The sequence below is a fragment of the Pseudarthrobacter sp. NIBRBAC000502771 genome (assembly GCF_006517215.1).
In the GTDB taxonomy this organism is placed as follows: domain Bacteria; phylum Actinomycetota; class Actinomycetes; order Actinomycetales; family Micrococcaceae; genus Arthrobacter; species Arthrobacter niigatensis.
Window position 1 is genome coordinate 1,464,016 of sequence record NZ_CP041187.1, and the last position, 24,508, is coordinate 1,488,523.

The following is a 24,508-nucleotide window of genomic DNA, read 5'->3' on the forward strand; positions in this document are numbered from 1 at the left end:
GTCCGCGGCATGCATATTCCTTTTCGACGCGCACACTCCTTTGCGCACGCCACATTCCGTGCGCGCCAGGGAATCCGCGCGTCGAAAACGGGGAGGCGCGTCGAAAAGGCTAGATCTGCTTCAGCGCCTGCTCGAGGTCACGGAGGAGGTCCTCCGGGTCCTCGAGCCCTACCGAGAGCCGCACCACGCCGTCGCTGAGCCCAATGGCGGCCCGCCCCTCCGGGCCCATGGCGCGGTGGGTGGTGGTGGCCGGGTGCGTGATCAGGGACTTGGCATCACCGAGGTTGTTGGAAATATCGATGATCCGCAGCCCGTCCAGGAGGGCGAATGCCGCTTCCTTGCCGGAACGCCCGCCGGTCGGGGCCAGTTCGAAGGTCAGGACCGTTCCGCCGGCACTCATCTGCTTAGCGGCCAGCCCGTACTGCGGGTGCGACTTCAGGAGCGGATACTTCACCCAGCCCACCGCCGGCTGTTCCTCCAGCCATTCAGCCAGCCGCAGCGCGGTGGCGGACGAGTGGTTGACGCGCAGGCCCATGGTTTCCAGGCCCTTGGTCAGGACCCAGGCGTTGAAGGCGGACAGTGCGGGGCCGGTATGGCGCATCAGCTGCTTGACGGGTCCGTCGATGAATTCCTTGGTGCCCAGGATGGCACCGCCCATCACCCTGCCCTGCCCATCGATGTGCTTGGTACCCGAGTAGACGATGACGTCGGCGCCGAGGTCCCCGCAGCGCTGCAGCAGGGGAGTGGCAAAGACGTTGTCAGCCACCACGGTGGCGCCGGCCGCATGCGCCAGCTCACTGACGGCGGCGATGTCGACGATTTCCTGCATGGGGTTGGACGGGGACTCGAAGAAGACGGCGGTGGTGGGCTTGGACAGGGCTTCGCGCCACTGGTCCAGGTCCGGACCGTCCACGAAGACCGTTTCCACACCCCAGCGCGGGAGGATCTCGTTCAGGATCACAAAGCACGAACCGAACAGCGAACGGGCAGCCACCACGCGGTCGCCGGCAGCCAGCAGGGCACCCAGCGCGGTGAACACGGCAGACATGCCCGACGCCGTCGCAAAGCAGGCTTCGGTGCCTTCCAGCAGCCTGAGCCGTTCCTGGAAGGTGGCAACGGACGGGTTGCCGTAGCGGGAGTAGACAAAGCGCTCGTCCTCGCCGGTGAACGCGCGTTCAGCTGCAGCAGCGGATTCGTAGACGAACCCGGAGTTCAGGAAGATGGCCTCGGACGTTTCCTGGAAGTTGGAGCGGTCCAGGCCGCCGCGGACTGCCTGCGTATCGGGGTTCCAGCCGGGGGCGTCTGGGTTGAAGGTCACTTAGTTCTTTCCGAGGTTGGTGGGGAGGCCGCGGTTCTTCCAGCCGTTGACGGTACGTTCGCCGTAGCGGTCCGGCTCGCCTTCGAAGCCCTCCAGCACGTTGTAGGCCTTAAAACCGGCCTGGGTGGCGGCCGTTGCAGCCGCGATGGACCGCTGGCCGGAGCGGCAGAGGAAGAGCAGTTCCGCCTGGGGATCCTCCGGCGCCTGCGCCTGGAGGTCCTTGACGAAGTCGGGATTGGGGATGCCGCCGGGGAAGGTCCACTGGATGAACAGGGGATCGTTGTCCGTGGCCTTGGTGTCCGGGATGCCGATGTGGGCCCATTCGCCCTCGGTGCGGACGTCCACCAGGATGGCGCCCTTCTCCAGCTTGGCCCATGCTTCCTGGGGCGTCAGGTCTCCGGCGTAGCTCATGCGTGGCCCTCGCCGTCGAAATCGCCTTCAAGGCCGGCGTCGAGCTGGTCCACCGCTGTGGCGACGGCGGCATCGGCTGAGGCGATCGCGGCCGGAAGGACGATTGCCTGCGCCACGATGACGCTGGTGCCGTTGAAAGTGGCTGCCGGGCTGCCGTGCAGCACGTAGCCGTCGGCGAGTGCGGCGGAGATCCGCTCGCAGAATTCACGGGTGTCCGCGCCGGTTATCAGGCGGTAGGACAGTCTTTCGTCAAGGGCGGGTGCGTCGGACACGACGGATCTCCTTCTCTCACGCTTGCAGCTCGAATCGGTCGATATGCCGAGTATTCACCTGAGGCACCCCGCCGCGAAAGGGAGGGTTGCCGACCGGCAAGTCAGGGCTTGGCGCCGGTACTCATTACTCCCCAAAAACGTAACACCTGCCGCGCCAAGCCGCATCGCCGACGTCGTCATGTTCCGTCATTGAGCTGCCCGCCATGCGGCACGTAGCCTGCTGCGGACCGATAAGGTTCATACCGGGGGCGCCGCCCCGTATCCAGAGCAATGAGTACCGGGGGTCCTTGTCAGCATGCGGGCACACGTATCGCACCACCGCGCCGCCATCCGGCGTAACCGTCCGCGTTCCGCCGCGTCCTTCCTGGCCGCGGTTCTCATCGCCCTCCTGGCAGTGGTGGCCCCGGCAGCCCCGGCGCAGGCGGCCGGCCCCGCGCCGGACAAGGGCAAACCCTGGCTGGGGGCGGTCCTCGAATGGGGTGAGGATACCGCCGCTGGCTTCAGCGACCGGCTGGGCGCAACCCCGGCGCTCTACGGCCATGACATCACCATGCCCTACCGCGAATCCGAGCGGAATGACATAGGGGGCTTCCTGCAGCAGACCGCAGCGAAGGGCGCCCACGCCATGCTCACGGTCAAGCCGTCCGTGCCGCTGGACCAGCTCGGCGCCGCGGAGGCGGAAGCGTTCGCAGCGCAGGTGCGCGACCTGACCGCGGGATTCAAGGGCCAACTGCTGGTCCGCTTTGCCCCCGACATGAACGCCAGCTGGGTGGCCTGGGGCCAGCAGCCGGCTGCGTACCGGCAGGCTTTCCAAGCGGTGTCGGCAGCCTTCAGGAAGGACGACGGCGGCCGGGCCACCATGGTGTGGGCGCCCTACCTGGGGAAGGACTACCCCTTCGACCGGAACAGGAATGCGCCACAGCCGGGAAGCGACGGGTTTTCCCTCCTGGATACAAATGGGGACGGAACCTGGAACGGGAGCGACAGCGCCTATGCCCCGTATTACCCGGGCGACGACGCGGTGGACTGGGTGGGGTTGGCCGCCTACCATGACGACACTGCCGGCGCGGCCGCCGTCAACTCCCTGCCGCACGCCGGCGAACTCGAAGACATGCTGACGGCCTCCGGCAACGAAAACTTCTACGGCACCTACGCCGAAGGACACAAAAAGCCCTTCCTGCTCCAGACCTCGGCCTTCTACAGCCCTGCATCCGGCGGGGCGCCCGAGGCGGACATCAAAACGCGCTGGTGGGACCAGGTGGTGGCAACTGCCACCTCTCCGCATTTCGCCGGAACGGCCGCCGTGGTGTGGGACGAACGGACCAGCACGCGGGACACCGGCGTAGCAAGCATCAGCTGGCTGCTCACGGGAAGCCCGGACATCGCCAAAACTGCCCTGGACCGGCTGAAGGCATCGCCCATGGTCACCGGGCCTGTCACGGATGTGGCGTCCGCAGGCACGTATGTCCGCGCCAACACACTTACGGGCGCCGCCCCGTGGACCGTTGCTGCCGCCATGGTCATCCTCCTGGTGGCCCTGTGGCAGGTTCCGCGCCGGATCAACGCTGCCACGGCCTGGAGTTACCAGGATCCTTCTGCCAGGGATTCGCGGGTGGACCTGCTGCGCGGAATGGCCATTGTCTTCGTGGTGGTCAACCACCTGGGCATGGCCTCGCTGTTCCAGCTGCTCACCCAGGAGGCGGTGGGCTTCGTATCAGGCGCTGAGTTGTTTGTCCTGTTCTCCGGCCTGGTGGTGGGCATGGTGTACGGCCCCAAAGCGAAGGAGGATTTCGGCCGGGTGGTGGACCTGACGTCCCGCCGTGCCGGGAAGCTCTATGTCACTGCCCTGGCCGTGCTGGTCGGCGTCTTCCTGCTGTCGCTGCTCCCGTTCTTCCACACCGAGGCCCTGACCACGTTCGTGGACCAGGGAACCGGCGGCGCCGGGCACAGCGGCGCGGGCCGGACCTACGACCTGTACGCGGGCATGTCGTCGCTGTTCCAGTTCCCCGTGCCGCCGCAGGTGCTTCCGGCCATCGTGCTGCTGCAGTTCGGGCCCTGGCAGTTCAACGTCATGGGCCTTTACGTGGTACTCCTGCTGGCCAGCCCCCTGATCCTGGCGGCACTCAACCGCGGCAAGGCCATCTGGGTGTTGCTGGCATCCCTGGCCGTGTATGCGGTCGGGGCCGTAACCAGGTTCAGGCTCCTGCCATCGCAGTTCGAGGATTCGTTCCCCCTGCTGGTATGGCAGGTACTCTTTGTCCTCGGCCTGGTTGTCGGCTACCACCGCCGCAGCATAGTCGCCTGGCTGTCGGCGCACACCTGGGTGGTGGCAGCCTGCACCGCAGCGGCGTTCGCGCTGGCCTTCCTGTCCTGGGGCAACCCGTACCTGGCCAACAACTATGACGTCCGGCTGGCGCTCATGCCGGACGCCGCCTACCGGGCCATGTATGACGCGCTGTTCGGCCGGACCTACGTGGCGCCCGGCCGCCTGCTCAACGTCCTGGTCTTGGTGGTGGCCGCCTACGCCTTCCTTAGCGCCTACTGGAAACCCGTGCAGCGGGCCCTGGGCTGGTTCCTGATCCCGCTGGGCCGCGCCACGCTCTACGTATTCATCATGCACGTGGTGCTGATCGCCGTCGTGGCCAACATCCCGGCGCTGCAGCAGCAGAGCATCTTCCTCAACACCGTCGCCTACGCCGTGGTGCTGGGCCTTCTGTGGGTGATGGTCCGGACCAGGTTCCTCTTCCGGATTATTCCCACCTAGGCGGCAGCGGGGACGTCCCGGGGCATGAAAAATGCTGTGGCACATTCGTCAAGTGCCACAGCATCTGGTGGTGGGGCACCGGTTACCCGGCGCCCCGTCCGACGACCCGTTGGGGCTTAGACCAGCCGCGGGTAACTGGTCATGATGTAGTCCGCCGCGGCAGGCCCCTTCATGCGCAGTCCGTTCCGGCGGGCGGAGACCCGGTGTTTCATGGCAGCCCAGAAGCTGGACTCGGTGCCGGCCGGCTGCTCGTTGACAAAGCACCAGCTGGTGTACAGGCCAAAGAGGCGGTCACGGTCGAGGCTTGATTCGGAGGCCTGGTCGGCGTAGGTGGCTTCGTGGAGGAAAAGATCAAACTGCGAATTGGCCATGACGGCGTCCCTTCGCTCGGTGCGCGGTGCCGCCGTTCGGCTACAGCAGCAAAACCCTCGATGCCCTGCACGGGGGCGGTGGGTCTGTAGGTTCGATCCCATCAGGAGAACTTGGGAATATCAGCGATCTTGAGGCATGTCTACGCTGTAGACTTTACTCGTAGACTACAACTGAGGCAACCGTATTGAATAAATCAGCCGGTTGCCCCCAGTAAGGATCAAATAATGACTTCAGCCAATACTTCGGGAACGGCGGCCACCAAGCCGAGGCTGAGCAGGGACCTGGTACTGGCCAAAGCGCTGGAGCTGGTGGACGCCGAGGGCCTGGACGCGCTGACCATGCGCCGCCTTGGGCAGGAGCTTGGCCGGGACCCGATGAGCCTTTACCGCTATGCCCAGAACCGTGCAGCTTTGTTGGATGGAGTTACGGAGTTGGTGCTCAACCAGCTCCGCATCCATCCGGAGGACCCCGACTGGAAGGCCCAGCTGCGCGGGATTGCCCATGGCCTGCGAACGCTTGCCCTCCAGCACCCCAATGTTGTGCCGCTGCTGGTCACCCGGCCCCTGTCCACGCCCCTCGGCCTTAGGCCGCTGGGCACGCTGCGTCCCTTGGAACAGATCCTGTCCCTTCTCGGCGCTGCAGGATTCGGTGCGGCCGATGCACTCCACGTCTACCGCGCCTACTACGGCTTCCTCTACGGACACATCCTGAACGAACTGCAGGAGTACGTGGTGGACCCTGAAGAGAACGAGGTGCTGCTGCGGCTGGGGCTCCACCGGCTGCCCGCGAAGGAGTTCCCCAAGCTCCGTGCACTGGCTCCGGCCCTGTCTGAGTACGACGGCGAGGCGGAGCTTGACCAGGGACTTGGCATCCTGCTGTCCGGGCTGGAAGCCCAGCTGTCGCGCCAGGCGGCCGGCCCCGCCGCCTGACGCTCCGGGCCTTGTGGAGGCGGTATTACCGGGCGTGGCCTATTCGAAGGACGCCCGACGACGGTCCTGCAGGCGGGTGTTCCAGATGTCCGGCTTGTTGACGCGGAACCGGCGCCCCGTCAGGGCTTTGGCGTTAAGCCGGACGTAGTTGGCCTTTTCGCCCGGCTGCCAAGGTTCCAGGCCCAGCCCGTCCACGGCATCTTTCACGCCCTGGTCCTCGATGATCTCCGTTTCGCCGCGCACCACCACGCTCCACGCCTGTTCCGAGGCAGGGTCGTAGCCGTCGATTTCCAGGGCCGCCGGACGTTCCATCCGGGCGCCCCACAGCTTTGAACCGGGCGCGGTGCGGAAGACGATGCTGCGCAGGTGGACAGCGTAGTTCACGGGGAAGATCTCGGGATGTTCGTCTACCACAATGGCCAACCTGCCCACCGTGTCGTTGTCGAGGAGTTCCCAGCAGTCGTCGAAGGACAGGTTTTCAATCTTCGGCAGGTTTCGCGAGTCCATGGTCCACACCTTACGGGTGTTGCGGGAGCGGGAAAAGGGATTGCGCCGCTTGTTGCGCCGCTACTGGATGCCGGCGAAAAGCTCACCCAACTCCGCGGTCAGTTCCTTCTGGAGGGCCGGGGTGCCGATCTCCTTGCCATCGATCCTGTTCACGGGGGCAAGCAGGCGGACGCTCGAAATCAGCCAGACCGCGTCAGCGTCCATGAGGTCCCGGGGTTCCAGCGGACCGTAGCCCAGTTCCCAGCCGGCGGCCTTGGCGGCGGCGAAAAGGGCGCCCTGGGAGGTCCCGGCCAGGATGCCGCTGTCCAGCTGCGGGGTGATGAGGCGCTTCACCGTGGTGCCGTCGTCGGACTTTTCCACATGGGCGAGCAGCACCGTTGAGGTGGGGCCTTCCAGCACACGGCCATCGGAGGAGAAGAAGATGACGTCGTCGGCGCCCTGTTTGTGGGCGTGGCGCAGGGCCGCCATGTTGACGGCGTAGGAAAGCGTTTTGGCGCCGAGGAGCAGCCAGGGCGCCCGGTCGGCCACGTCGCTGTCATAGCCACGGTCAAGGAGGATGACGTCGATGCCCGTTTCACGCTGCCGGCGCCCGGCTGCCCCGGCCGGGGTGGCCTGCACCCAGGCTGTGGGGGTGGGCGCGCCTTCCACGCCCCGGGTGACCACCAGTTTGACCACCAGCTCATCAGCAGCCGGGTCTGCGGGCGGGTTCTCCAGCCGGTGCCGGGCCACCGCCGCCGCAATGACGCGCCGCCAGGCCTGCTGGTCCGGGATTTCCAGGTCCAACGCCGCCGCGGAGCCGGCAAGACGGTCAAGGTGGGCCTGCATCTTCCGTACTGTTCCGCCCACGGCCAGCATGGTTTCGAAGACGCCGTCGCCCCGCGTGACCCCCAGGTCGGTGACCAGGAGTTGCGGCTTGGAGGCATCGGCCACCCGGCCATCAGGGTAAGCGGGATCGAGGAAGGCAAGAACCACGGGGGCTGGAGAGGTCATGGCACCAGCTTAGTGCGGTACCGCGGATAAGCTGGGCAGAGTGCACCGGCCGGAAGCCGTCCTCCGGGGCCCGATCTCCCCGGGGGTTTAAGACGTGTTGTGGCCTTTTTCACTTGCCGGCACCGCTCCGACGTGGGTGGTGGTGCTCCTGGGTTTCGCCGACCTGGTGATCAGGGTGCTGGCGCTGGGTATCATCCCCGGCAACCGGCGCCCCACCACCGCCATGGCCTGGCTGCTGGGCATCTTCTTCATTCCATTCCTGGGCATCGTCCTGTTCCTGCTCTTTGGCAACTTCCGGTTGTCCAGCCGCAGGCGGGCACAGCAGCAACTGGTAAATGAACGCGTGCAGGCAGGCATCTCCGCGCTCTCGGACGCGGAAAGCGACTACCCCGGCCCGGAATGGGTGAAGTCCGCGGCTGAACTCAACCGCACCCTCGGTTCCCTGCCCATGGTGGACGGCAACTCCGTGGACCTCATCCCCGGCTACCCCGACTCCATCCTGGAAATGACCCAGGCGGTGCGGAAGGCGAAGAAGTTCGTCAACGCCGAGTTCTACATCATGAGTTCGGACCATGTCACCAATGACCTGCTGACCGCCATGGAGGAGGCTGCGGAGCGGGGCGTGGAGGTGCGGCTCCTGTTCGACCACATCGGAACCCTCCGCATCAAGGGGTACCGGAAGCTGCTCAAGCGCCTCCGCGCAGGCAAGATCCAGTGGAAGCGGATGCTGCCGCTGCTGCCCATCCACGGACAGTGGCGTCGCCCTGACCTGCGGAACCACCGCAAGATCATGGTCATCGACGGCGAGATCGCCTTCACGGGTTCGCAGAACCTGATCGAGCCCTCCTACAACAACCCGCGGCACCGCAAGGCAGGCCGCGAATGGGTGGAACTGATGGCACGCCTGCGCGGACCCATCGTGACCACCCTGAACGTCGTCTTCGCCACCGACTGGCTGAGCGAGACCGACGAGTCGCTGGAACACCAGCTGCAGCTCGCACCGAACCCGGAGCCCGGGAACGTCACAGCCCAGGTGGTGCCCAGCGGCCCCGGGTTCATCACGGAAAACAACCTGCGGCTCTTCAACACCCTGATCTACTCCGCCCAGCACCGCATCTCCATCTGCAGCCCGTACTTCGTGCCGGACGATTCCCTGCTCTACGCCATCACCACCGCCGCCCAGCGGGGCGTTGACGTGGAACTGTTCGTCTCGGAGAAGGGCGACCAGTTCCTGGTCCACCACGCCCAGCGGTCCTATTACGAGGCACTCCTCGAAGCCGGTGTGCGGATCTACCTGTACAAGGCCCCGTTCGTGCTGCACGCCAAGCACTTCACCATTGACGACGAGGTGGCCGTCCTGGGCTCCAGCAACATGGACATGCGGTCCTTCTCGCTGAACCTGGAGGTTTCCGTGATGCTCCTGGGCGAGGACATCGTGAACAAGATGCGGGCGGTGGAAGACACCTACCGGGACATCTCGCACGAGCTCAAGCTCGCGGACTGGATCAGCCGGCCGCTCGCCGCCCGGTACGTGGACAACGTGGCCCGGCTGACGGCCACGGTGCAGTAAGACGGCCGCGTATTCCTAAACCGGAGTCAGTCTCCGGGAAAGACGGAGCCGAGGGTAGACAGGACCCCGTAGGCCTTGGTCCGGATTTCCTCGTATTCGTCGTCGGGCACGGAGTCCGAGGTGATGGCACCGCCGACGCCGAGCGACAGTTCAGCGGTTCCGTCACCTTCCGCGCTGACCACCAGTGTCCTGATGGCGACGGCGAGGTCGGCTGCGGCATTGAGCGAGAAGTAGCCGATGGCCCCCGAGTAGAGCCCACGGGGCCCGGCCTCCAGCCCGTCCAGGATGGCCATCGTGCTGATCTTGGGGGCTCCGGTCATGGAGCCGGCCGGGAAGCATGCAGCCACGGCCTCGGCCCGGGGCGCGCCCGGGAGGAGGCGGGCGTCGATGGTGCTGACCATCTGGTGGACCGTGGCGTAGCTCTCGATCGCGCAGAGCCTGCTCACGGTAACGGAGCCGGGCTCGGCAAAATGGCTGAGGTCGTTGCGCAGCAGGTCCACGATCATGATGTTCTCGGCCCGGTCCTTCAGTGATGCGGCCAGGTCCTCGCGCAGCAGCTGGTCCTCCTGCGGGTCGGCAGCCCGGCGGCGTGTGCCCTTGATCGGCTCGGCGCGCATGCCGCCGTCGGACGCGATCTTCAGGAACCGCTCAGGCGAGGTGCTGGCAACGGCGAGGTTCCCAAGGCGGAGATAGCTGGCGAACGGCGCCGGGTTCCGGCGGCGCAGCGCCAGATAGGTGGTCCACGGATCCAGTGAGTGTTCCGGGACACTGGCTTCGAGCGTCGTGGTCAGGCAGACCTCATAGGTGTTGCCCTGGGCGATCTGGTGCTGGGCTGCCGTAATTTTCTCCCGGTACTCCGCACCCGTGTCCCGGCTCCGGAAAGCAGGCGGCGCGGCAAGCACGACGTCGGTGCTGCCGCCGGTTTCCGGTGCCGGGCCAAGAATGGCCGCCGGGGCGCCGCTGCCGGCGGCTTCCACTGCCGCCCTGGCCCGGGCCAGCCACTCCCCGGCGTCCGAGGCCTCCAGCGCGAGGAGCCAGGCCGCGCCCCCGGCATGGTCAAGCACGACGGCCCGGCCGGCAAAGATCAGGGCAGCGTCAGGAGTGGGGGCGGAGAGGTCGCTGCCGCCGGTTTCGCGCTTCAGCTCGTAGCCCAGGCAACCTAGCCAGCCCAGCGTGAACTCACCGGGATACCCATCGGGCGTGCGGACGGCACGGCGCCCCCAGACGGTATCCAGCCAGCGGAAGAAGGGGCCCGGCACCTTGGCAGTTGCGGAACCGGTGCTGACCAGGCTTATCCCGGCACGGTGCGTCACGAACTGTCCGAACGTGCCGGCGTCGTCCGCCATGATGCTGAACCGGCTGCGCTCGGCGGCCGTGTGGGCCTCCGGCTCCGTGCCCTCTTCCTGCCCGGCGGCAGCCGCGGCGGCGCCGGCGTTGGAGGAATCCAGCCACACTGCATTGGGCGAAGTTCCGTACAGCGACTGGAACAGGGCCGGCGCGTCCGGGAGGGCGTCGAGGCGCTCAGCGTGGAGCCGGAGGCCGCGGCGTGCGGACAGTTCGGGGGCCAGCACGGGCGCCAGCGCCGGCAGGCAGGGGAGGAGATGCAGCAGGTCCGTGGGGGCCGATCCGTCAGCGAGGTTCTGCACCCGGAGGTCCGCGTTCCCGGGGACGTCGTCCAGGCCCAGCCACTCTTCCTCCTGGGCGGCCCACTGGTCCCAGTAGGGCTCGTAGGTGGCGCCGTCGCGGTCCAGCGCCCGGGTGCGCCGGACGTCGTCCGGAGACTCGGCCCAAACGACGGCGTCCAGCATGGGCCGGGCAGCCTCAGCGGCGGCACCCACTCCCTCCACGATGACAATCTCGGCGGGCAGTGTGACCCGGGCTTCGCCGTCGTAATGGTTCTCCCAGTCCCAGCTGGTCCAGGTGGCCGCCTCGCCACGGCTCAAGGGGATGAGCACCGTGGAGACATAGCGTTCCACGCCGGCAGCCAGTCCGTCCCACCCCGGGTAGATGTCTTCCAGGTGGAACAGTGAAACCTTGTGGTGGGCGCGGAGCCGTGCAGCAAGTTCGACGGCAAGGGTGGTCTTCCCTGCGCCGGAACGCCCGTCCACGGCGATGATGACGGGGGCTGGGCTCATGGACTAGAGCGTACCGTTTTCCGTTGCCCGCTTTCAGCCATGAAGTGCGCGCTGCCCGGACGCATGGCGGCCACTGCTGAGGTGGCCGCCCAGGAACCCGCTCACCAGCAGCAGGACTGCCCCGGCCCGCGCCAGCCGGACGCCCAGCCGATGATTGCCGCGGGAGCGGGCACGCCAGGAGGCGATGTACACGGCGGTGGCTGCAGCATTGGCTCCGGCGTGGACGATGCCCACACGCTTCAAGGGCCGGTCCTTGCCGGACCAGGTCGCCCAGCCGGACAGGGCGGTGGGAACGGCGGCGACGACGCCGAGGGCCACCAGGCGCTGGGAGGAACGGCGGGAAGCGTCGTCATCGAAGAGGTCCAGGAACACTGCCGACCACCAGGCGCCGAAGGGGCCGTCGGTGAGGATGGTGTGAAGCGGTATGCCGGTGGTGTCACCGCGGATAAGTGACCGGATCCGGGGCTGCGACATCAGCCGGGACGCCAGTGGTTCCGCTGCGTCGACAGCGGCGTCCAATGAGGTGGCATCTTCAAGGTTGCCAAGGAGTCGGGTGTACCTGCCGGGGCTGGTAGCGGCGTGCATGAGCACAAAATACTCCTGGTGCCGCCGGGCCGCACGCCTTTTTTGCGCCCGGAGCCTTTTCCTGGCGCCTGCAGCTAGTGCAGTTGGAGGTGGGTGTTCTGCAGGACCTCTGACTTGATGTGCTGGACCAGGCCTGGAAGTGCCGTGTGGATCTGGTGCCAGACGGCGTCGAAGTCAGCATGCCCGCCGTACCAGGGATCTTCGATGCCTTGGTCCAGCCGGTCCCGGTCGGCCATGGCGGGATCGAAGCTGCGGAACATCCGGATTTTGTCCAGGCAATCCTGGTCCGGAGCCGCTTCGCTCAGCCAGGCATAGTGGTCGATGTCGAGCGCGAGGATCAGGTCGCGCTCGCGGAACCACGCCGGCTCCCACTCGCGGGCCACGTGCTGTTCCGAGGCCAGCTGGGTCACCGCGAGGCGGCGGGCAGCGCGGGGATCAATAGGCCGGCCGGCCTCGTACCCCGTGATGCCTGCGGAATCCACTTCAACCAGCATGTCGAGGCCCTCGCGTTCAAGTGCTGACTGGAGCATCAGCTCGGCCATCGGGGACCGGCAAATGTTGCCCGTGCAGACAGTGATGACGCGGTAGGCGCTCGACGTTGAGGTCATGGAACTAAGCATGCGCGCTCCGGCCACCTTTGGCCAGCCGCCTGTTCACAAAGTTTTACTGGGTTGTAAAGATGCATTACGAGGTATGAAAACGGGTACGGGCCCACTTTGTGTGATCGGGGGTTTCCGCTTGGGCGCCGGCCGCTAGTGGATCAGGGCCAGCAGGATGCCCACACCCACGAACAGGACACCAAACACCCTGCTGAGGACCAGCTGGCCCCGTTCGGTGCTGGTGACGCGTTGGAATGACCTGGCTGCCGCGGCAAAGAAGAACCACATCACCAGAATGTCGATGATAACAATGGTGGCGGTCAGCACGGCGTACTGCGTAAAGAGGGGTTGTTCGGGCCGGATGAACTGGGGTGTGAAGGCGAGAAAGAACACGATCGCCTTCGGGTTCAGCAGGTTGACCCAGAAGCCGCGCCGGAAGATGGACCATGCAGGTTCGCTGCGAAGGGTAGCAGCCTGCTCCTGGGCCGCGGCGGGCTTGCTGAGGAACTGGCGGACACCCAGGTAGACCAGGTAGGCCGCCCCGGCGTAGCGGATCACGTTGAAGGCAACCGGCGAGCTTGCCACCAGGACGCCGACACCGAGCGCGACGATCAGGACATGCACCACCAGGGCCGCCTGCTGCCCCAGGATTCCCCATATGGATCGGCGGAACCCGGCGTTCAGCGAGTTGCTCATGGTGTTGATGGCCCCTGCACCCGGGGTGAAGCTGATCAGGGCGCCGGCGCCTGCCAAGGCCAGCCATAGGGAAAATTGCACTTGACAATCTTACGGTGGCAATTGGCTGCCGATTTTTTCAGTCCCTGGGACGCTGTCCGGGCAACCAGGAGTCAGGCCCGCGCGATGACTTCGCCGTTGGGGATCAGGAACCAGCCGTCGTCCGTGGATCCCCAGCGGTGCCAGCCGGCAGAGATCCGGGCAAGGCCTGCGGCGTCGGCGAATCCGTACTCCAATGCCTGCTCGGCGAACGCCGAGTGCAGCACCCGCTCGCCCCAAACGCGTGCCTGCCAGCGGCGCTGCTGCGCCGTGGCGTACAGCCAGTTGCTGCTGGTGGGCGCGACGTCGGTGAAGCCTGCGGCCTGTGCCCAGCTGACCAGCCGCCGCCCGGCGTCGGGCTCTGCTCCGTTGCGCCGTGCGATCCTCTGGTACAGGTCCATCCACTCGTCCAGCTCGGGGACGTCGGGATACCAGCTCATGCCATGGAAGTCGGCGTCGCGCACGGCAACGATGCCACCCGGCTTCGCGACGCGCCGCATTTCGCGGAGTGCCTCGACGGGGTCGGTCAGGTGCTGGAGGACCTGGTGGGCGTGGACCACGTCGAACGTTTCGTCGGCGAAGTCCAGGTCGTAGATGTTCCCTGCCACGAATTCGACGTTGGGCACTTCGCGTTCGACGGCGAGCGCCTGGGCCTGGGCGACGATGTCCGGTGAGCGGTCCAGGCCGGTGACCTTGCCGGGGCTGACCAGGGCTGCGAAGTCGCAGGTGATGGTACCCGGTCCGCAACCGACGTCGAGCAGGGTGGACCCCGGAGTCAGGTAGGGCAGGACGAAGGCCGCGGAGTTTTCGGCGGTCCTGGCGGCATGGGCACGGACCACCGATTCGTGGTGGCCGTGCGTGTAGACGTCGTCTTCAGGCTGCTGCGCACTCATAAGCAAACGCTACCCCCACGAGTGGCGCACTTACCCAGTTTCCGTCCTTGCCGCAATGGTGGCTTCGATCATGGCGGTCATGAATCGCGTGACAGTATCCAGCTCGGATTCGGAGAAGCCGGCCAGCGCGCTCCCCATGTGCTTGGCCAGCGGGGCGAAGATGGCTCCGCCCTCACGGAAAGCCTTGGGGGTCATCTTCAGCTGGACCTGCCGCCGGTCCGTGCTGTGGCGTTCGCGGACCACATGGCCGGCGCTGTCCAGGCGGTCTATGAGGGCAGTCGTGGCGGGGGAGCTCAGGTTCAGTTCTTTCCGCAGCAGCCCCGGCGTCACCACATTTCCCCGGGCCGTGTGGCGCATGATCACTGCGAGGGCGTTCATGTCCGTGCGGTGCATGTCCTTGCGGTCCCCGGCCGCATCCACGTAGCGGTTCGCTTCAAGGGTGAACTCCTGCAGGATCCGGAGCAGCGGGTGGCCGAACTCCGGCCCGGCCGGGGCGGAAGGTGATGCGCCGGGTGCCGTGTTCCCTGCCATCTCCACCTCCCGGCTGCTATGTCCCGGGCTGCGTATTTGCCCAAGCGTACTGACGGATATTACTCCAGGGCCGGTTGGGCCGTGGTGACGCTGCCGGACCCCGTCACTCAATCCGGACAAAAAAAGCTTGACTGGCACTTATCTCTGTTATGGAGATAATCTATGCTGGAACAAATACTACTCCACCTGCCCGATAAGGAAGGCACCATGAAACGCACAAAAGTTGGCAGGGAACGGGTTCCGTTCTGGCTGCGCTGGCTGGTCCCCGTTGTCCTGGTGCTGGCCTGGCTGGGGCTGGCCGGGGTCGGCGGACCCACCTTCGGCCGCCTGGACGAGGTCTCGTCCAACGACCAGGCATCCTTCCTGCCCGCCAGCGCCGAGGCAACCGAGGCGCAGGACTGGCAGGCGAAGTTCCGCGACTCGGACGAAGTGCCCGGCATCATCGTCATCGAGAAAAACGAGGCCTTCACGCCCCAGCAGCTGGGCGGCCTGGGCACACTGAAGACCGACCTCGAAAACCTCAAGCTGGGCAGCACCGTCATCGGGCCGATCCCGTCCAAGGACGCCAAGGCAGTCCAGTTCGTGGTCCCCATTGGCTCGTCCGCTGAGATCAAGGACGCCGTCAAGGAACTCCGCGCAACGGTGAAGGGCGCGGCGCCGGAGGGTACCCAGACCTTCGTGACCGGTCCCGCCGGGCTTGCGGCGGACCTCACCGCGGCGTTCGGCGGCATCGACGGGATCCTCCTGCTCGTTGCCCTGTCCGCCGTTTTCGTGATCCTCCTGGTGGTCTACCGGTCCCTGCTGCTGCCCGTCATGGTGCTGCTGACCTCGGTGTTTGCCCTGTGTGCGGCCATCCTGCTGGTGTTCGGCATGGCCAAGGCCGGCTGGATCCAGCTCAACGGCCAAAGCCAAGGCATCCTCTCCATCCTGGTGATCGGTGCCGCCACGGACTACGCCCTGCTCTTCGTGGCCCGCTTCCGCGAAGCGCTGACCCACACCACCAACCGCACGGCAGCCGTCCTTACCGCCTGGAAAGCATCCTTTGAGCCCATCCTGGCTTCCGGCGCCACCGTGATCATTGCGCTCCTGTGCCTGCTCTTCTCCGACCTGAACTCCAACAAGGCCCTGGGCCCGGTGGCCGCCGCCGGCATCCTGTGCGCCCTGTTCGCTGCCCTGACCCTGCTGCCCGCCCTGATGGCACTGTTCGGCCGGGCCGCGTTTTGGCCCTTCCGGCCCAAGCTGCTGCCTGCAGACCAGCGTGAACCCGAGCTGGTCACCGGGCTGGAAGGCCAAAAGGGGCTGTGGCGGGCCACCGGTTCGCTCGTCTCGCGGCGCCCCAGGACGGTCTGGGTTGCCTCGGTCCTCCTGCTGCTCGTGGCCGCGGGCGGCCTGTTCCAGCTGAAAGCCAACGGTGTACCGCAGACGGACGTCATCCTCACGGCCTCCAACGCGGTGGACGGCCAGGACGCGCTGGCCCGCCACTTCGATGCCGGCAGCGGCAGCCCCGCCGTCGTGGTTGCAGACCAGGGCAAGGCAGTGGAGGTGCTGGACAAGGTTAAGGCCGACGACGGCGTGGGCGAGGCCTACCTGCTGGGCCGCGGCAGCGTGCCGGTCACCGGAGCCCCGGGTGCCCCCACCACACCCGACGTCCGGGACGGGAAGGTCCTCATCAACGCCACGCTGAAGAATGCCGCGGACTCGCTGGAAGCGGAGGAGACCATCAAGGCCCTGCGCACCGAGGTGAAGGCCGTCGATCCCAGTGCCCTGGTGGGTGGCGTGACTGCCACGGCTCTCGACACCAACACCACCGCCCAGCATGACCTGGTGGTCATCATCCCGGTGGTCCTGGTGGTGATCCTCTTCATCCTGATGCTGCTCCTGCGCTCCATCGTGGCCCCGGTCCTGCTGGTGCTCTCGGTGGTGGTGTCCTACGCGGCAGCGCTGGGAGTGTCGGCCTTCGTGTTCAACAACCTCTTCGGTTTCCCGGGAGCCGACGCCACCGTCCCGCTGTTCGGCTTCGTCTTCCTGGTGGCCCTGGGCGTGGACTACAACATCTTCCTGATGAGCCGGGTCCGCGAGGAATCGCTCAAGCACGGCACCCGGCCCGGCATCCTGCGTGGCCTGGTGGTGACCGGCGGCGTCATCACCTCCGCCGGCGTGGTTCTCGCCGCCACATTCGCCGCCCTCGGTGTCATCCCCATCATGTTCCTGGTGCAGCTGGCCTTCATCGTGGCCTTCGGCGTCCTCCTGGACACCGTGCTGGTGCGCTCGCTGCTGGTGCCGGCGCTGGCCTACGACATCGGGCCGAAGATCTGGTGGCCCAGCAAGCTGGGACGCACCGACGGCGGAACTGCGGCGCGGCCGCGGCAGCCCGGCGTCGAACCGCTGGAAGAAGTGCCCAGCCACTGACCCCTACGCGCCAAGAGCGAAGCCGCGGAGCACTAACCCTGCTGCCGCCACCAGTCCACGGTGTCGGCAGCAGCCGTTTCCAGCGGCGTGGGGGCTACTTCCAGGGCCGCCTGGGACGCGGCCGAGTCCATGATGAACGGCCGCTCAAACTGGTACAGCATTTCGGCCAGCTCGCGGGCCCCGGCTGAGAACATCGCCGCAGCGCGAAGGGTCCAGGCGGGCAGGGCGCGCACCTTGGGGGCCGGCCGTCCGGCCGCAGCGGCGAAGGCGTGGGCCAGTTCCATCTGGGTAAGCGCCGGCCCCGTGGGGGCGTGCCATACGGCATTCCAGGCGGAGGGCCTGTCCGCCGCCGCGACCATTGCCGTGGCCAGATCCGGTACGTACGTGAACGAGTGAGGCTGCCGGGTACTGCCCACTACGCTGACGCTCTTTCCTGCCAGGATGGGCGCCACCATCCGTTCCCCGCCGTGCGCCATCCTGACGCGTGGACCAAAAAAGTCGCCTGCCACCACGCTCACCGTTGGTGTTGCGGCAGCCTCGCGGGCCCGGAGCAGCTCCGTCCGCACCCCGCGTTTGCCGCCCACAGCCTGGCGCGGGCTGTCCTCTTTCATCACGCTGTCCGGCTCGCTGTAGGAATAGAGGCTCTCGGGGAACACGACGACGGCACCCGCTTCGTGCGCCGCGGTCAGGACCGCCTGCTCGGCTGCGGGAAGTTCCGCCCGCCAGGCGGCGGCGGTGTAGGCCGAACCGTGAATGCAGTGGAAGACAGCCCTGGCACCGGCGAGGGCAGTATGCAGAACTTCCGGGTCCTTTGCATCCCCGGCAATACGCTCGATCAGGGGGTGCTGTGGTCCACTGCCCGACCGCGTGAGTACGCGCACCCGCCGTCCCAGGGCTGCCAACTGTTCGGCGACCATCCACCCCACCGGTCCCGCTCCCGTCACTACATACACATCTGCCATGGTGGCCTCCTTGGTTCCTGTTTTGAGAGCACTGCTCTCCAAACAGGATGAGCCCGAAAGCTGACCAATTCAAGAGCGGTGCTCTCTTTTGATTCCCACGCTCTCGGTTGTGGCATGCTGGACCCGTGACTGAAGACGGGAAAACAACCGGCGCCGTTGCCCGGCCACTCACCCCGCGGCAGCGGGCAAGGACGCAAACCGTGGCGGATATCATCCGCCTGGGGCGGCAGCACCTGGCAACGCATGGTGCTGCCGCGCTCTCCCTGCGCGCGGTGGCGCGGGATCTGGGGGTGGTGTCCTCCGCGGTCTACCGGTACGTGGAGAGCCGGGACGAGCTCCTGACCTTGTTGCTGATCGACGCGTTTGGTGAACTTGGGGACGAGGTGGATGCCGCCGTCGCCAAAGCGCCGGAGGATGACCACACTGCCCGTTTCCGGGCGCTGGGCCGGGCGGTCAGGGAGTGGGCTTTGCGGGAGCCTGCCAGCTACGCGCTCCTTTTCGGCAGCCCCGTTCCCGGCTACAGCGCCCCGGCGGAGCGAACAACGGGCCCCGGCACGAGGGTCATTGTCAGCCTCATCGGCATCCTGGACGTGGCTTCCCGGGCGGGGCGGCTGGCAGTTCCGCCCGTAGGCGCCACGCAACTGCCGCCAACCCTGGGCGGGGACCTCGCCGCCATCCGTTCCGGGTTTGGCCTGGACATTCCGGAGGAACTCGTGGCGCGGGGCGTCCTGGTGTGGAGCTCCCTCTTCGGTGCAGTCAGCTTCGAGGTTTTCAACCAGTACGGACCGGACACGTTCCATGCGCCCGCTGAGCTCTTCGACCATCACCTCGCCGTCCTGGCAGGCATCGCGGGCCTGCCTGCAGGCGCCTCCAGATAGGTGCCGGCGGAGCCCTGTTGGTGTGCGCGGGCCGTCGATAGACTGCCAGTGCGCCCGCATGGACGCGGAGCCTCGAAGGAGAGATGCACCATGACCGAGAATCCCGAAGTTGCAGCCGAAGAGCCCCGCAAGGGAAGCAGTGCACCCGGACTGGAGGGTGAAGGCGGGCAGTATGTGGACGGTGACTATGGTGATGCCGGCGCCGTGGAGCGGCCGGCGGATGAACGGGACGACCAGTATCCGGAAGGCAACTACGGCGACGCCGGAACAGTTGGGGCCCCTTCGGGAGGCGCGGGGGAAGGCGGACATTATGTGGATGCCGACCACGGTGCCGCCGGCACCGGCAGCGAGCCCCGGCGGGACCTTGCCGATGGCGAATACGAGGAAGGCGACTACGGCGACGCCGGGACCACCGGAGGCGCCCGGACGGAGCGTGCTGTCCGCGAGGGCCTCACCGACGGCCAGGTCCAGGCGACCGATGAGGAGCGCGGTCCGCTGCATGGCGACCGGAATCCGGAGCGCTGAACCAGCCGGAGGGGCCGTTCTCCTAAAGCGAACTGTGGTGCCGCCGTCGTAATTCGGCGCCCGGATGCCCGGAATGGCGCGGATTTTTCACCCGCCTATCTATTGCCGCATGCAAAGTTGAGCGTACCTAACTCAACTTTGGATTGACATCGCTGGTGCCCTGAGTAAAGTTGAGTGCAGAACGCTCAATGCTTAGGGCGCCAACCAGTTTCCAAGGAAAGAAGGAAGCAACACATGTCACGTGCAGTAGGTATCGACCTCGGAACCACCAACTCCGTCGTCTCCGTTCTCGAAGGTGGCGAGCCCACCGTTATTGCCAACGCCGAGGGTGGCCGCACCACGCCGTCGGTGGTTGCATTTTCCAAGTCCGGCGAAGTGCTGGTTGGCGAAATCGCCAAGCGCCAGGCCGTCAACAACATCGACCGGACCATCGCCTCCGTCAAGCGCCACATGGGCACCGACTGGACTGTCGCGATCGACGACAAGAAGTACACCCCGCAGGAAATCTCCGCGCGTATCCTCATGAAGCTGAAGAACGACGCCGAGTCCTACCTGGGTGAAAAGGTCACCGACGCGGTCATCACTGTCCCGGCCTACTTCAATGACGCCGAGCGCCAGGCCACCAAGGAGGCCGGCGAAATCGCAGGCCTCAATGTCCTGCGCATCGTCAACGAGCCCACCGCCGCGGCCCTCGCCTACGGCCTGGACAAGGGCAAGGAAGACGAACTCATCCTGGTCTTCGACCTCGGTGGCGGCACCTTCGACGTCTCCCTGCTGGAAGTGGGCAAGGACGAAGACAACTTCTCCACCATCCAGGTCCGCGCCACCGCGGGCGACAACCGCCTGGGCGGCGACGACTGGGACCAGCGCGTCGTCGACTACCTGCTGAACCAGCTCAAGGTGAAGGGCATCGACCTCTCCAAGGACAAGATCGCCCTGCAGCGCCTCCGCGAAGCCGCAGAGCAGGCCAAGAAGGAACTCTCTTCCTCCTCCAGCACCAACGTTTCCCTCCAGTACCTCTCCGTCACCCCCGACGGCCCGGTCCACCTGGACGAGCAGCTCACCCGGGCCAAGTTCCAGGACCTCACCAAGGACCTGCTGGAGCGCACCAAGAAGCCGTTCCACGACGTCATCAAGGAAGCCGGCATCAAGCTCTCCGACATCAACCACATCGTGCTGGTCGGCGGCTCAACCCGTATGCCTGCCGTCTCCGACCTGGTCAAGGAACTGGCCGGCGGCAAGGAGCCCAACAAGGGCGTCAACCCGGACGAGGTCGTGGCCGTCGGTGCCGCACTGCAGGCCGGCGTGCTGAAGGGTGAGCGCAAGGACGTCCTCCTGATCGACGTCACCCCGCTGTCCCTCGGCATCGAGACCAAGGGCGGCGTGATGACGCACCTGATCGAGCGCAATACCGCGATTCCCACCAAGCGGTCCGAGACCTTCACCACGGCGGATGACAACCAGCCGTCGGTGGCCATCCAGGTCTTCCAGGGCGAGCGCGAGTTCACCCGCGACAACAAGCCGCTGGGCACGTTCGAACTGACCGGTATCGCCCCTGCACCGCGCGGCGTTCCCCAGGTTGAGGTCACCTTCGACATCGACGCCAACGGCATCGTCCACGTCTCCGCGAAGGACAAGGGCACCGGCAAGGAACAGTCCATGACCATCACCGGTGGCTCCAGCCTCTCCAAGGAAGACATCGACCGCATGGTCAAGGACGCCGAGGAGCACGCAGCCGAGGACAAGGCACGCCGCGAGGCGACCGATACCCGCAACACCGCCGAGCAGCTGGCCTACTCCGTGGACAAGCTGATCGCCGACAACGCGGACAAGCTGCCCGAAGAGGTCAAGACCGAGGTCCAGGCCGACGTCGACGCCCTCAAGAAGGCCCTCGAAGGCACCGACGACGCCGCTGTGAAGTCCGCATTCGAGAAGCTGCAGGCTTCCCAGACCAAGCTGGGCGAGGCCATCTACGCCCAGGCCGGTTCGCCGGACGGCGCAGCCGCGCCCGGCGCTGAGGGTGCCGCAGGAGCTTCGGCAGGTTCCTCGGACGAGGACATCGTCGACGCCGAGATCATCGACGAAGACGAAGCGAAGAAGTAACCCATGCCGCACCACGGTAACGAGGAAGAGCACAACGCATCCGCCGGCCAGCAGAACGCGCACGGCAACGGCCAGGAGCCGGTCATCCGGGACAACCGCAAGGTTGATCCGGTGACCGGGCAGGCCCGGCACCCCGAGGGCGGCCACGCCGCCCCCGGGGCCGGGTCCCAGGCCGGGGCAGCGGATTCCGACGGCGACGCGCTGGCCCAGGCCGAAGAGATTCTCAACGGCGTGGACGTGCCGGCCGAGGACTCCGTGGCCCAGGGGGCTCCGGCAGGATCAGCCGGCAACGCCGAGGCAGCAGAACTGCGCAACGACCTGCTCCGCCTGCAGGCTGAGTACGTCAACTACCGCAAGCGCGTTGAACGCGACCGCGCCGTGGCAGGGGAGATGGCCGTCATCGGCGTCCTGAACTCCCTGCTCCCGGTCCTGGACGACGTCGACGCCGCCCGGCAGCACGGTGACCTGGCCGATGGTCCCTTCGCCGCGATCGCCACCAAGCTGGAGAACGCGCTGAAGACGTACGGCCTGGTCCGGATCAACGAGACCGGTGTGGAGTTCGATCCCACGATCCACGAGGCCCTGATCCAGCAGCCCGGCGAAGACATCGAGGTTGACACCGTCAGCCAGGTCCTCCGCTCGGGCTACAAATCAGGAGACCGCGTCCTCCGCGCCGCGCAGGTGATTGTGGCCGTTCCTGCTTAGGTTGCTCTCGTGGACGCGCCGGACGGATAAGGGGGCCCCGCCCCTACGGTGGGTGGCGAAGGATCTGCGATCCTCCGCCACCCACCTCCGGCAGGCCCGATGCCACTCCCGGGCCCCCTTATCCGTCCGGCGCTCAGCGGTTGTCTCACCTAAGGTGGGAGCAAGCGAAGCGCAGCTGGGTAGGGGGCCGCGGCGTGGCGGGCACCGCGAAGCGGGCACGGCCCCCTACCCAGCGGAGCGTCGCCCCGCCGGGCACTTAGGTTTTATTTAAGAAAGGAAACGCCATTGGCTAGCCAGGATTGGGTGGACAAGGACTTTTACAAGATCCTTGGTGTTGCCAAGGACGCTTCCGAAGCCGACATCAAGAAGGCCTACCGGAAGCTTGCGCGGCAGCACCACCCTGATACCAATGCCGGGAACGCTGCTTCCGAGAAGAAGTTCAAGGACATCTCCGAGGCTTATTCGGTGCTCTCGGATCCCGAAGAGCGCCAGCAGTATGACGCCATCCGGGCCATGGGCAGCGGCGCCCGGTTTGCTCCCGGTGGCGCCGGCGCCACGAACGGCGGGTTCGAGGACATGTTCGGCGGCCTCTTCACGGGCAACACCGGGCGGCACGCGGGCGGGTTCAACCCCGCAGGCGGCGGCATCCCGCCCGAATTCGCAGACCTCTTCGGCGGCTTCGGCGGTGCTCCGGGCTTCCAGCGCACGCCGCAAAAAGGTGCCGACCGTACCGCATCCACCAGCATCTCGTTCGCCGGCTCCATCCGCGGAACCACCATTGGGCTTCGCGAGCCCAGCGGCGAGGTCATCGACGTGCGTGTGCCGGCCGGCATCAAGGACGGCCAGAAGGTCCGCGTCCGCGGCAAGGGCCAGCCTGGTGCTGCCGGCAACGGCGACCTGGTGGTCTCCGTCTCCGTCCAGCCCCACGCCTTCTACACGCGCGACGGCGACAACCTCCGCATCCATGTACCCGTCACCTTCCCGGAAGCTGCTTTGGGAGCGGACATCGAAGTTCCCACCATCGACGGGGAGAAGGTAAAGGTCCGCGTTCCGGCGGGCACGCCGTCGGGCCGTACCCTGCGGGTCAAGGGCAAAGGCGTGAAGACGTCCAAGGCCACGGGCGACCTCCTGGTGACCATCGACGTCGCGGTTCCCAAGAATCTCAACAAGGATGCCGAAGCTGCGGTCAAGGCGTTCGCCGAGGCCACATCGTCGGCGGATGTCCGTGAGGGCCTGGCAGCCAAGGCCCGGCTCTAGGAGCGGGGGTGAGCCGTGGACATCAGTGCTGACCAGCCGATCTTCGTGATCTCCGTGGCGGCCGAGCTGGCGGACATGCACCCGCAGACGCTGCGGCAGTATGACCGGCTCGGCATCGTCAAGCCCAGCCGTGCCCCGGGCAAGTCCCGGCGCTACTCGCAGCGTGACGTGAACATGCTGCGCGAAGTGCAGCGCCTCTCCCACGAGGGTGTGTCGCTGGAGGGGATCAAGCGCATCCTGGAACTCGAAAACCAGGTGGCCGCGCTCCAAAGCCGGATCTCGGAACTCACCGAGGAACTCGGGCGCCGCCCGCGCGCGGTGGACTCCCGGATCTTTGCCGCGGGCGCCGCCGGTGACGTGGTGAGCCTGGCGCGCGGGCAGCGGCCACGGCCCAGGTCCCAGGCCATGGTGGTGTGGCGCCCCCGGGCCATTGGACAGTAGGGCCCGGCAGGTACCGCTTCCCGGCGTCCCGCGAAAATAGAGTACCGACTACTCGTGACGGAAAAGCCCCTCGAAACTTGAATGGAACCATCGCCGGATCAGCGGCGATGGTTCCGCAAGTTCTGGGGGTTTTCCGTGTTTAAGGTTCTCAGCAAAACTCTTCACAGCAAGGCCCGGCCGTGAGCCCGGGAATGGAAGCGGTCACTGCCTTCAGCGGCTCCATGCCGGGGCAGATCCTGTTGGCCCTCGGGCAGACCATCGTGGTGGTCTGCGTCTGCTTCGACATGGTCCGCGAGTTGTCCGTCCCGAGGTCGCACCGGCGCTTCGTGGCCAGCACTGTCTTCCGGACCCTGGCCATCCCGTCGGTCATGGCCAACGCGCTGACGGTCTTCATCGCGCTGGTGGTGTCGTCCTGGGTGGACGTGGTGATGGGCATGTTCGTGCTGGTGGCCATCGTTTTCCGCTTCCACTACAACAAGGACGAGGACAACTGGTGGAAGGGCAAGGGAAAGAAGCTCGCCCGCTGGGCCCGCCGCCAGTTCGCCGGCCGGTCATCCACTGCCCCGGCCATGGGCTAG

General features: G+C 66.5%; 24 protein-coding genes and 1 riboswitch. Of the genes, 11 read left to right on the top strand and 13 right to left on the bottom strand.

Annotated elements, in window-relative coordinates:
* Nucleotides 1-109 precede the first annotated feature (109 nt).
* The 3 genes from NIBR502771_RS06855 to NIBR502771_RS06865 are packed head-to-tail and all read right to left on the bottom strand — an operon-like array spanning nucleotide 110 to nucleotide 2,001.
* Complete coding sequence (locus tag NIBR502771_RS06855; protein ID WP_141159079.1) at nucleotides 110-1,318, bottom strand: O-succinylhomoserine sulfhydrylase; 1,209 nt, start codon at nucleotides 1,316-1,318, stop codon at nucleotides 110-112.
* Nucleotides 1,319-1,729, bottom strand: a complete 411-nt coding sequence (locus tag NIBR502771_RS06860) for a rhodanese-like domain-containing protein (RefSeq protein WP_141159080.1) — start codon at nucleotides 1,727-1,729, stop codon at nucleotides 1,319-1,321.
* Nucleotides 1,726-2,001, bottom strand: a complete 276-nt coding sequence (locus tag NIBR502771_RS06865; RefSeq protein ID WP_141159081.1) for a DUF1737 domain-containing protein — start codon at nucleotides 1,999-2,001, stop codon at nucleotides 1,726-1,728. The genes NIBR502771_RS06860 and NIBR502771_RS06865 overlap by 4 nt, the downstream gene beginning before the upstream one ends.
* Nucleotides 2,002-2,014: 13 nt before the next feature.
* Nucleotides 2,015-2,130, bottom strand: a riboswitch (SAM riboswitch).
* 166 nt (nucleotides 2,131-2,296) lie between these two features.
* Between NIBR502771_RS06865 and opgC the strand changes: the two genes are divergently transcribed.
* Nucleotides 2,297-4,765 carry an OpgC domain-containing protein gene (gene opgC, locus NIBR502771_RS06870; RefSeq protein ID WP_141159082.1) on the top strand — a complete coding sequence of 823 codons (2,469 nt, stop codon included), beginning with the start codon at nucleotides 2,297-2,299 and terminating at the stop codon, nucleotides 4,763-4,765.
* Between the two features lie 116 nt (nucleotides 4,766-4,881).
* On the opposite strand, the gene NIBR502771_RS06875 is transcribed toward opgC, so the two are convergent.
* On the bottom strand, nucleotides 4,882-5,136 hold the full coding sequence (locus NIBR502771_RS06875; RefSeq protein WP_141159083.1) for a hypothetical protein: 255 nt from the start codon (nucleotides 5,134-5,136) through the stop codon (nucleotides 4,882-4,884).
* A 225-nt stretch (nucleotides 5,137-5,361) separates the two neighbouring features.
* On the opposite strand from NIBR502771_RS06875, the gene NIBR502771_RS06880 reads away from it, so the two are divergent.
* Nucleotides 5,362-6,066 carry a TetR/AcrR family transcriptional regulator C-terminal domain-containing protein gene (locus NIBR502771_RS06880; protein WP_141159084.1) on the top strand — a complete coding sequence of 235 codons (705 nt, stop codon included), beginning with the start codon at nucleotides 5,362-5,364 and terminating at the stop codon, nucleotides 6,064-6,066.
* Nucleotides 6,067-6,105: 39 nt separating this feature from the next.
* On the opposite strand, the gene NIBR502771_RS06885 is transcribed toward NIBR502771_RS06880, so the two are convergent.
* Together NIBR502771_RS06885 and NIBR502771_RS06890 are read right to left on the bottom strand one after the other, a co-directional pair.
* Entirely contained in the window at nucleotides 6,106-6,573 is a 468-nt protein-coding gene (locus NIBR502771_RS06885) for a pyridoxamine 5'-phosphate oxidase family protein (protein ID WP_141159085.1), read from the bottom strand.
* Nucleotides 6,574-6,633: 60 nt separating this feature from the next.
* Nucleotides 6,634-7,563 carry an aminodeoxychorismate lyase gene (locus NIBR502771_RS06890; protein ID WP_141159086.1) on the bottom strand — a complete coding sequence of 310 codons (930 nt, stop codon included), beginning with the start codon at nucleotides 7,561-7,563 and terminating at the stop codon, nucleotides 6,634-6,636.
* A gap of 94 nt (nucleotides 7,564-7,657) precedes the next feature.
* Here NIBR502771_RS06890 and cls point away from each other — a divergent pair, with 94 nt between their 5' ends.
* Nucleotides 7,658-9,133: a cardiolipin synthase gene (cls, locus tag NIBR502771_RS06895; RefSeq protein ID WP_370871431.1), complete on the top strand. Its 1,476-nt coding sequence runs from the start codon at nucleotides 7,658-7,660 to the stop codon at nucleotides 9,131-9,133.
* A gap of 26 nt (nucleotides 9,134-9,159) precedes the next feature.
* On the opposite strand, the gene pabB is transcribed toward cls, so the two are convergent.
* The 6 genes from pabB to NIBR502771_RS06925 form a co-directional block, all read right to left on the bottom strand.
* Nucleotides 9,160-11,268, bottom strand: a complete 2,109-nt coding sequence (pabB, locus tag NIBR502771_RS06900; protein ID WP_141159087.1) for an aminodeoxychorismate synthase component I — start codon at nucleotides 11,266-11,268, stop codon at nucleotides 9,160-9,162.
* 33 nt (nucleotides 11,269-11,301) lie between these two features.
* Nucleotides 11,302-11,853, bottom strand: a complete 552-nt coding sequence (locus tag NIBR502771_RS06905) for a DUF2231 domain-containing protein (RefSeq protein WP_141161444.1) — start codon at nucleotides 11,851-11,853, stop codon at nucleotides 11,302-11,304.
* Between the two features lie 74 nt (nucleotides 11,854-11,927).
* A complete protein-coding gene (locus tag NIBR502771_RS06910; RefSeq protein ID WP_141159088.1) occupies nucleotides 11,928-12,461 on the bottom strand; it encodes a low molecular weight protein-tyrosine-phosphatase in 534 nt (177 codons plus the stop codon).
* 144 nt (nucleotides 12,462-12,605) lie between these two features.
* On the bottom strand, nucleotides 12,606-13,229 hold the full coding sequence (locus NIBR502771_RS06915; RefSeq protein ID WP_141159089.1) for a LysE family transporter: 624 nt from the start codon (nucleotides 13,227-13,229) through the stop codon (nucleotides 12,606-12,608).
* A 71-nt stretch (nucleotides 13,230-13,300) separates the two neighbouring features.
* A complete protein-coding gene (locus NIBR502771_RS06920) occupies nucleotides 13,301-14,119 on the bottom strand; it encodes a methyltransferase domain-containing protein (protein WP_141159090.1) in 819 nt (272 codons plus the stop codon).
* A gap of 30 nt (nucleotides 14,120-14,149) precedes the next feature.
* Entirely contained in the window at nucleotides 14,150-14,650 is a 501-nt protein-coding gene (locus tag NIBR502771_RS06925) for a MarR family winged helix-turn-helix transcriptional regulator (protein WP_141159091.1), read from the bottom strand.
* A gap of 207 nt (nucleotides 14,651-14,857) precedes the next feature.
* On the opposite strand from NIBR502771_RS06925, the gene NIBR502771_RS06930 reads away from it, so the two are divergent.
* Nucleotides 14,858-17,059 carry an efflux RND transporter permease subunit gene (locus NIBR502771_RS06930; RefSeq protein ID WP_141159092.1) on the top strand — a complete coding sequence of 734 codons (2,202 nt, stop codon included), beginning with the start codon at nucleotides 14,858-14,860 and terminating at the stop codon, nucleotides 17,057-17,059.
* 32 nt (nucleotides 17,060-17,091) lie between these two features.
* Here NIBR502771_RS06930 and NIBR502771_RS06935 read toward each other — a convergent pair whose 3' ends face one another.
* Nucleotides 17,092-18,021 carry an NAD-dependent epimerase/dehydratase family protein gene (locus tag NIBR502771_RS06935; protein WP_210411347.1) on the bottom strand — a complete coding sequence of 310 codons (930 nt, stop codon included), beginning with the start codon at nucleotides 18,019-18,021 and terminating at the stop codon, nucleotides 17,092-17,094.
* A gap of 125 nt (nucleotides 18,022-18,146) precedes the next feature.
* Between NIBR502771_RS06935 and NIBR502771_RS06940 the strand changes: the two genes are divergently transcribed.
* The 7 genes from NIBR502771_RS06940 to NIBR502771_RS06970 all read left to right on the top strand — a co-directional run bounded on the left by NIBR502771_RS06940 (nucleotide 18,147) and on the right by NIBR502771_RS06970 (nucleotide 24,508).
* Nucleotides 18,147-18,899, top strand: coding sequence for a TetR/AcrR family transcriptional regulator (locus tag NIBR502771_RS06940; protein ID WP_141159093.1), 753 nt, complete (start codon nucleotides 18,147-18,149; stop codon nucleotides 18,897-18,899).
* Between the two features lie 90 nt (nucleotides 18,900-18,989).
* Nucleotides 18,990-19,424 (top strand): hypothetical protein, encoded by a 435-nt coding sequence (locus tag NIBR502771_RS06945; RefSeq protein WP_141159094.1) that lies wholly within the window; start codon nucleotides 18,990-18,992, stop codon nucleotides 19,422-19,424.
* Between the two features lie 234 nt (nucleotides 19,425-19,658).
* Nucleotides 19,659-21,527: a molecular chaperone DnaK gene (dnaK, locus tag NIBR502771_RS06950; RefSeq protein WP_141159095.1), complete on the top strand. Its 1,869-nt coding sequence runs from the start codon at nucleotides 19,659-19,661 to the stop codon at nucleotides 21,525-21,527.
* 3 nt (nucleotides 21,528-21,530) lie between these two features.
* Nucleotides 21,531-22,232 (top strand): nucleotide exchange factor GrpE, encoded by a 702-nt coding sequence (locus NIBR502771_RS06955; RefSeq protein ID WP_141159096.1) that lies wholly within the window; start codon nucleotides 21,531-21,533, stop codon nucleotides 22,230-22,232.
* A 285-nt stretch (nucleotides 22,233-22,517) separates the two neighbouring features.
* Nucleotides 22,518-23,489, top strand: coding sequence for a DnaJ C-terminal domain-containing protein (locus NIBR502771_RS06960; RefSeq protein WP_210411349.1), 972 nt, complete (start codon nucleotides 22,518-22,520; stop codon nucleotides 23,487-23,489).
* Between the two features lie 15 nt (nucleotides 23,490-23,504).
* A complete protein-coding gene (locus tag NIBR502771_RS06965) occupies nucleotides 23,505-23,930 on the top strand; it encodes a heat shock protein transcriptional repressor HspR (RefSeq protein ID WP_141159097.1) in 426 nt (141 codons plus the stop codon).
* Nucleotides 23,931-24,121: 191 nt separating this feature from the next.
* A complete protein-coding gene (locus NIBR502771_RS06970) occupies nucleotides 24,122-24,508 on the top strand; it encodes a hypothetical protein (RefSeq protein WP_141161447.1) in 387 nt (128 codons plus the stop codon).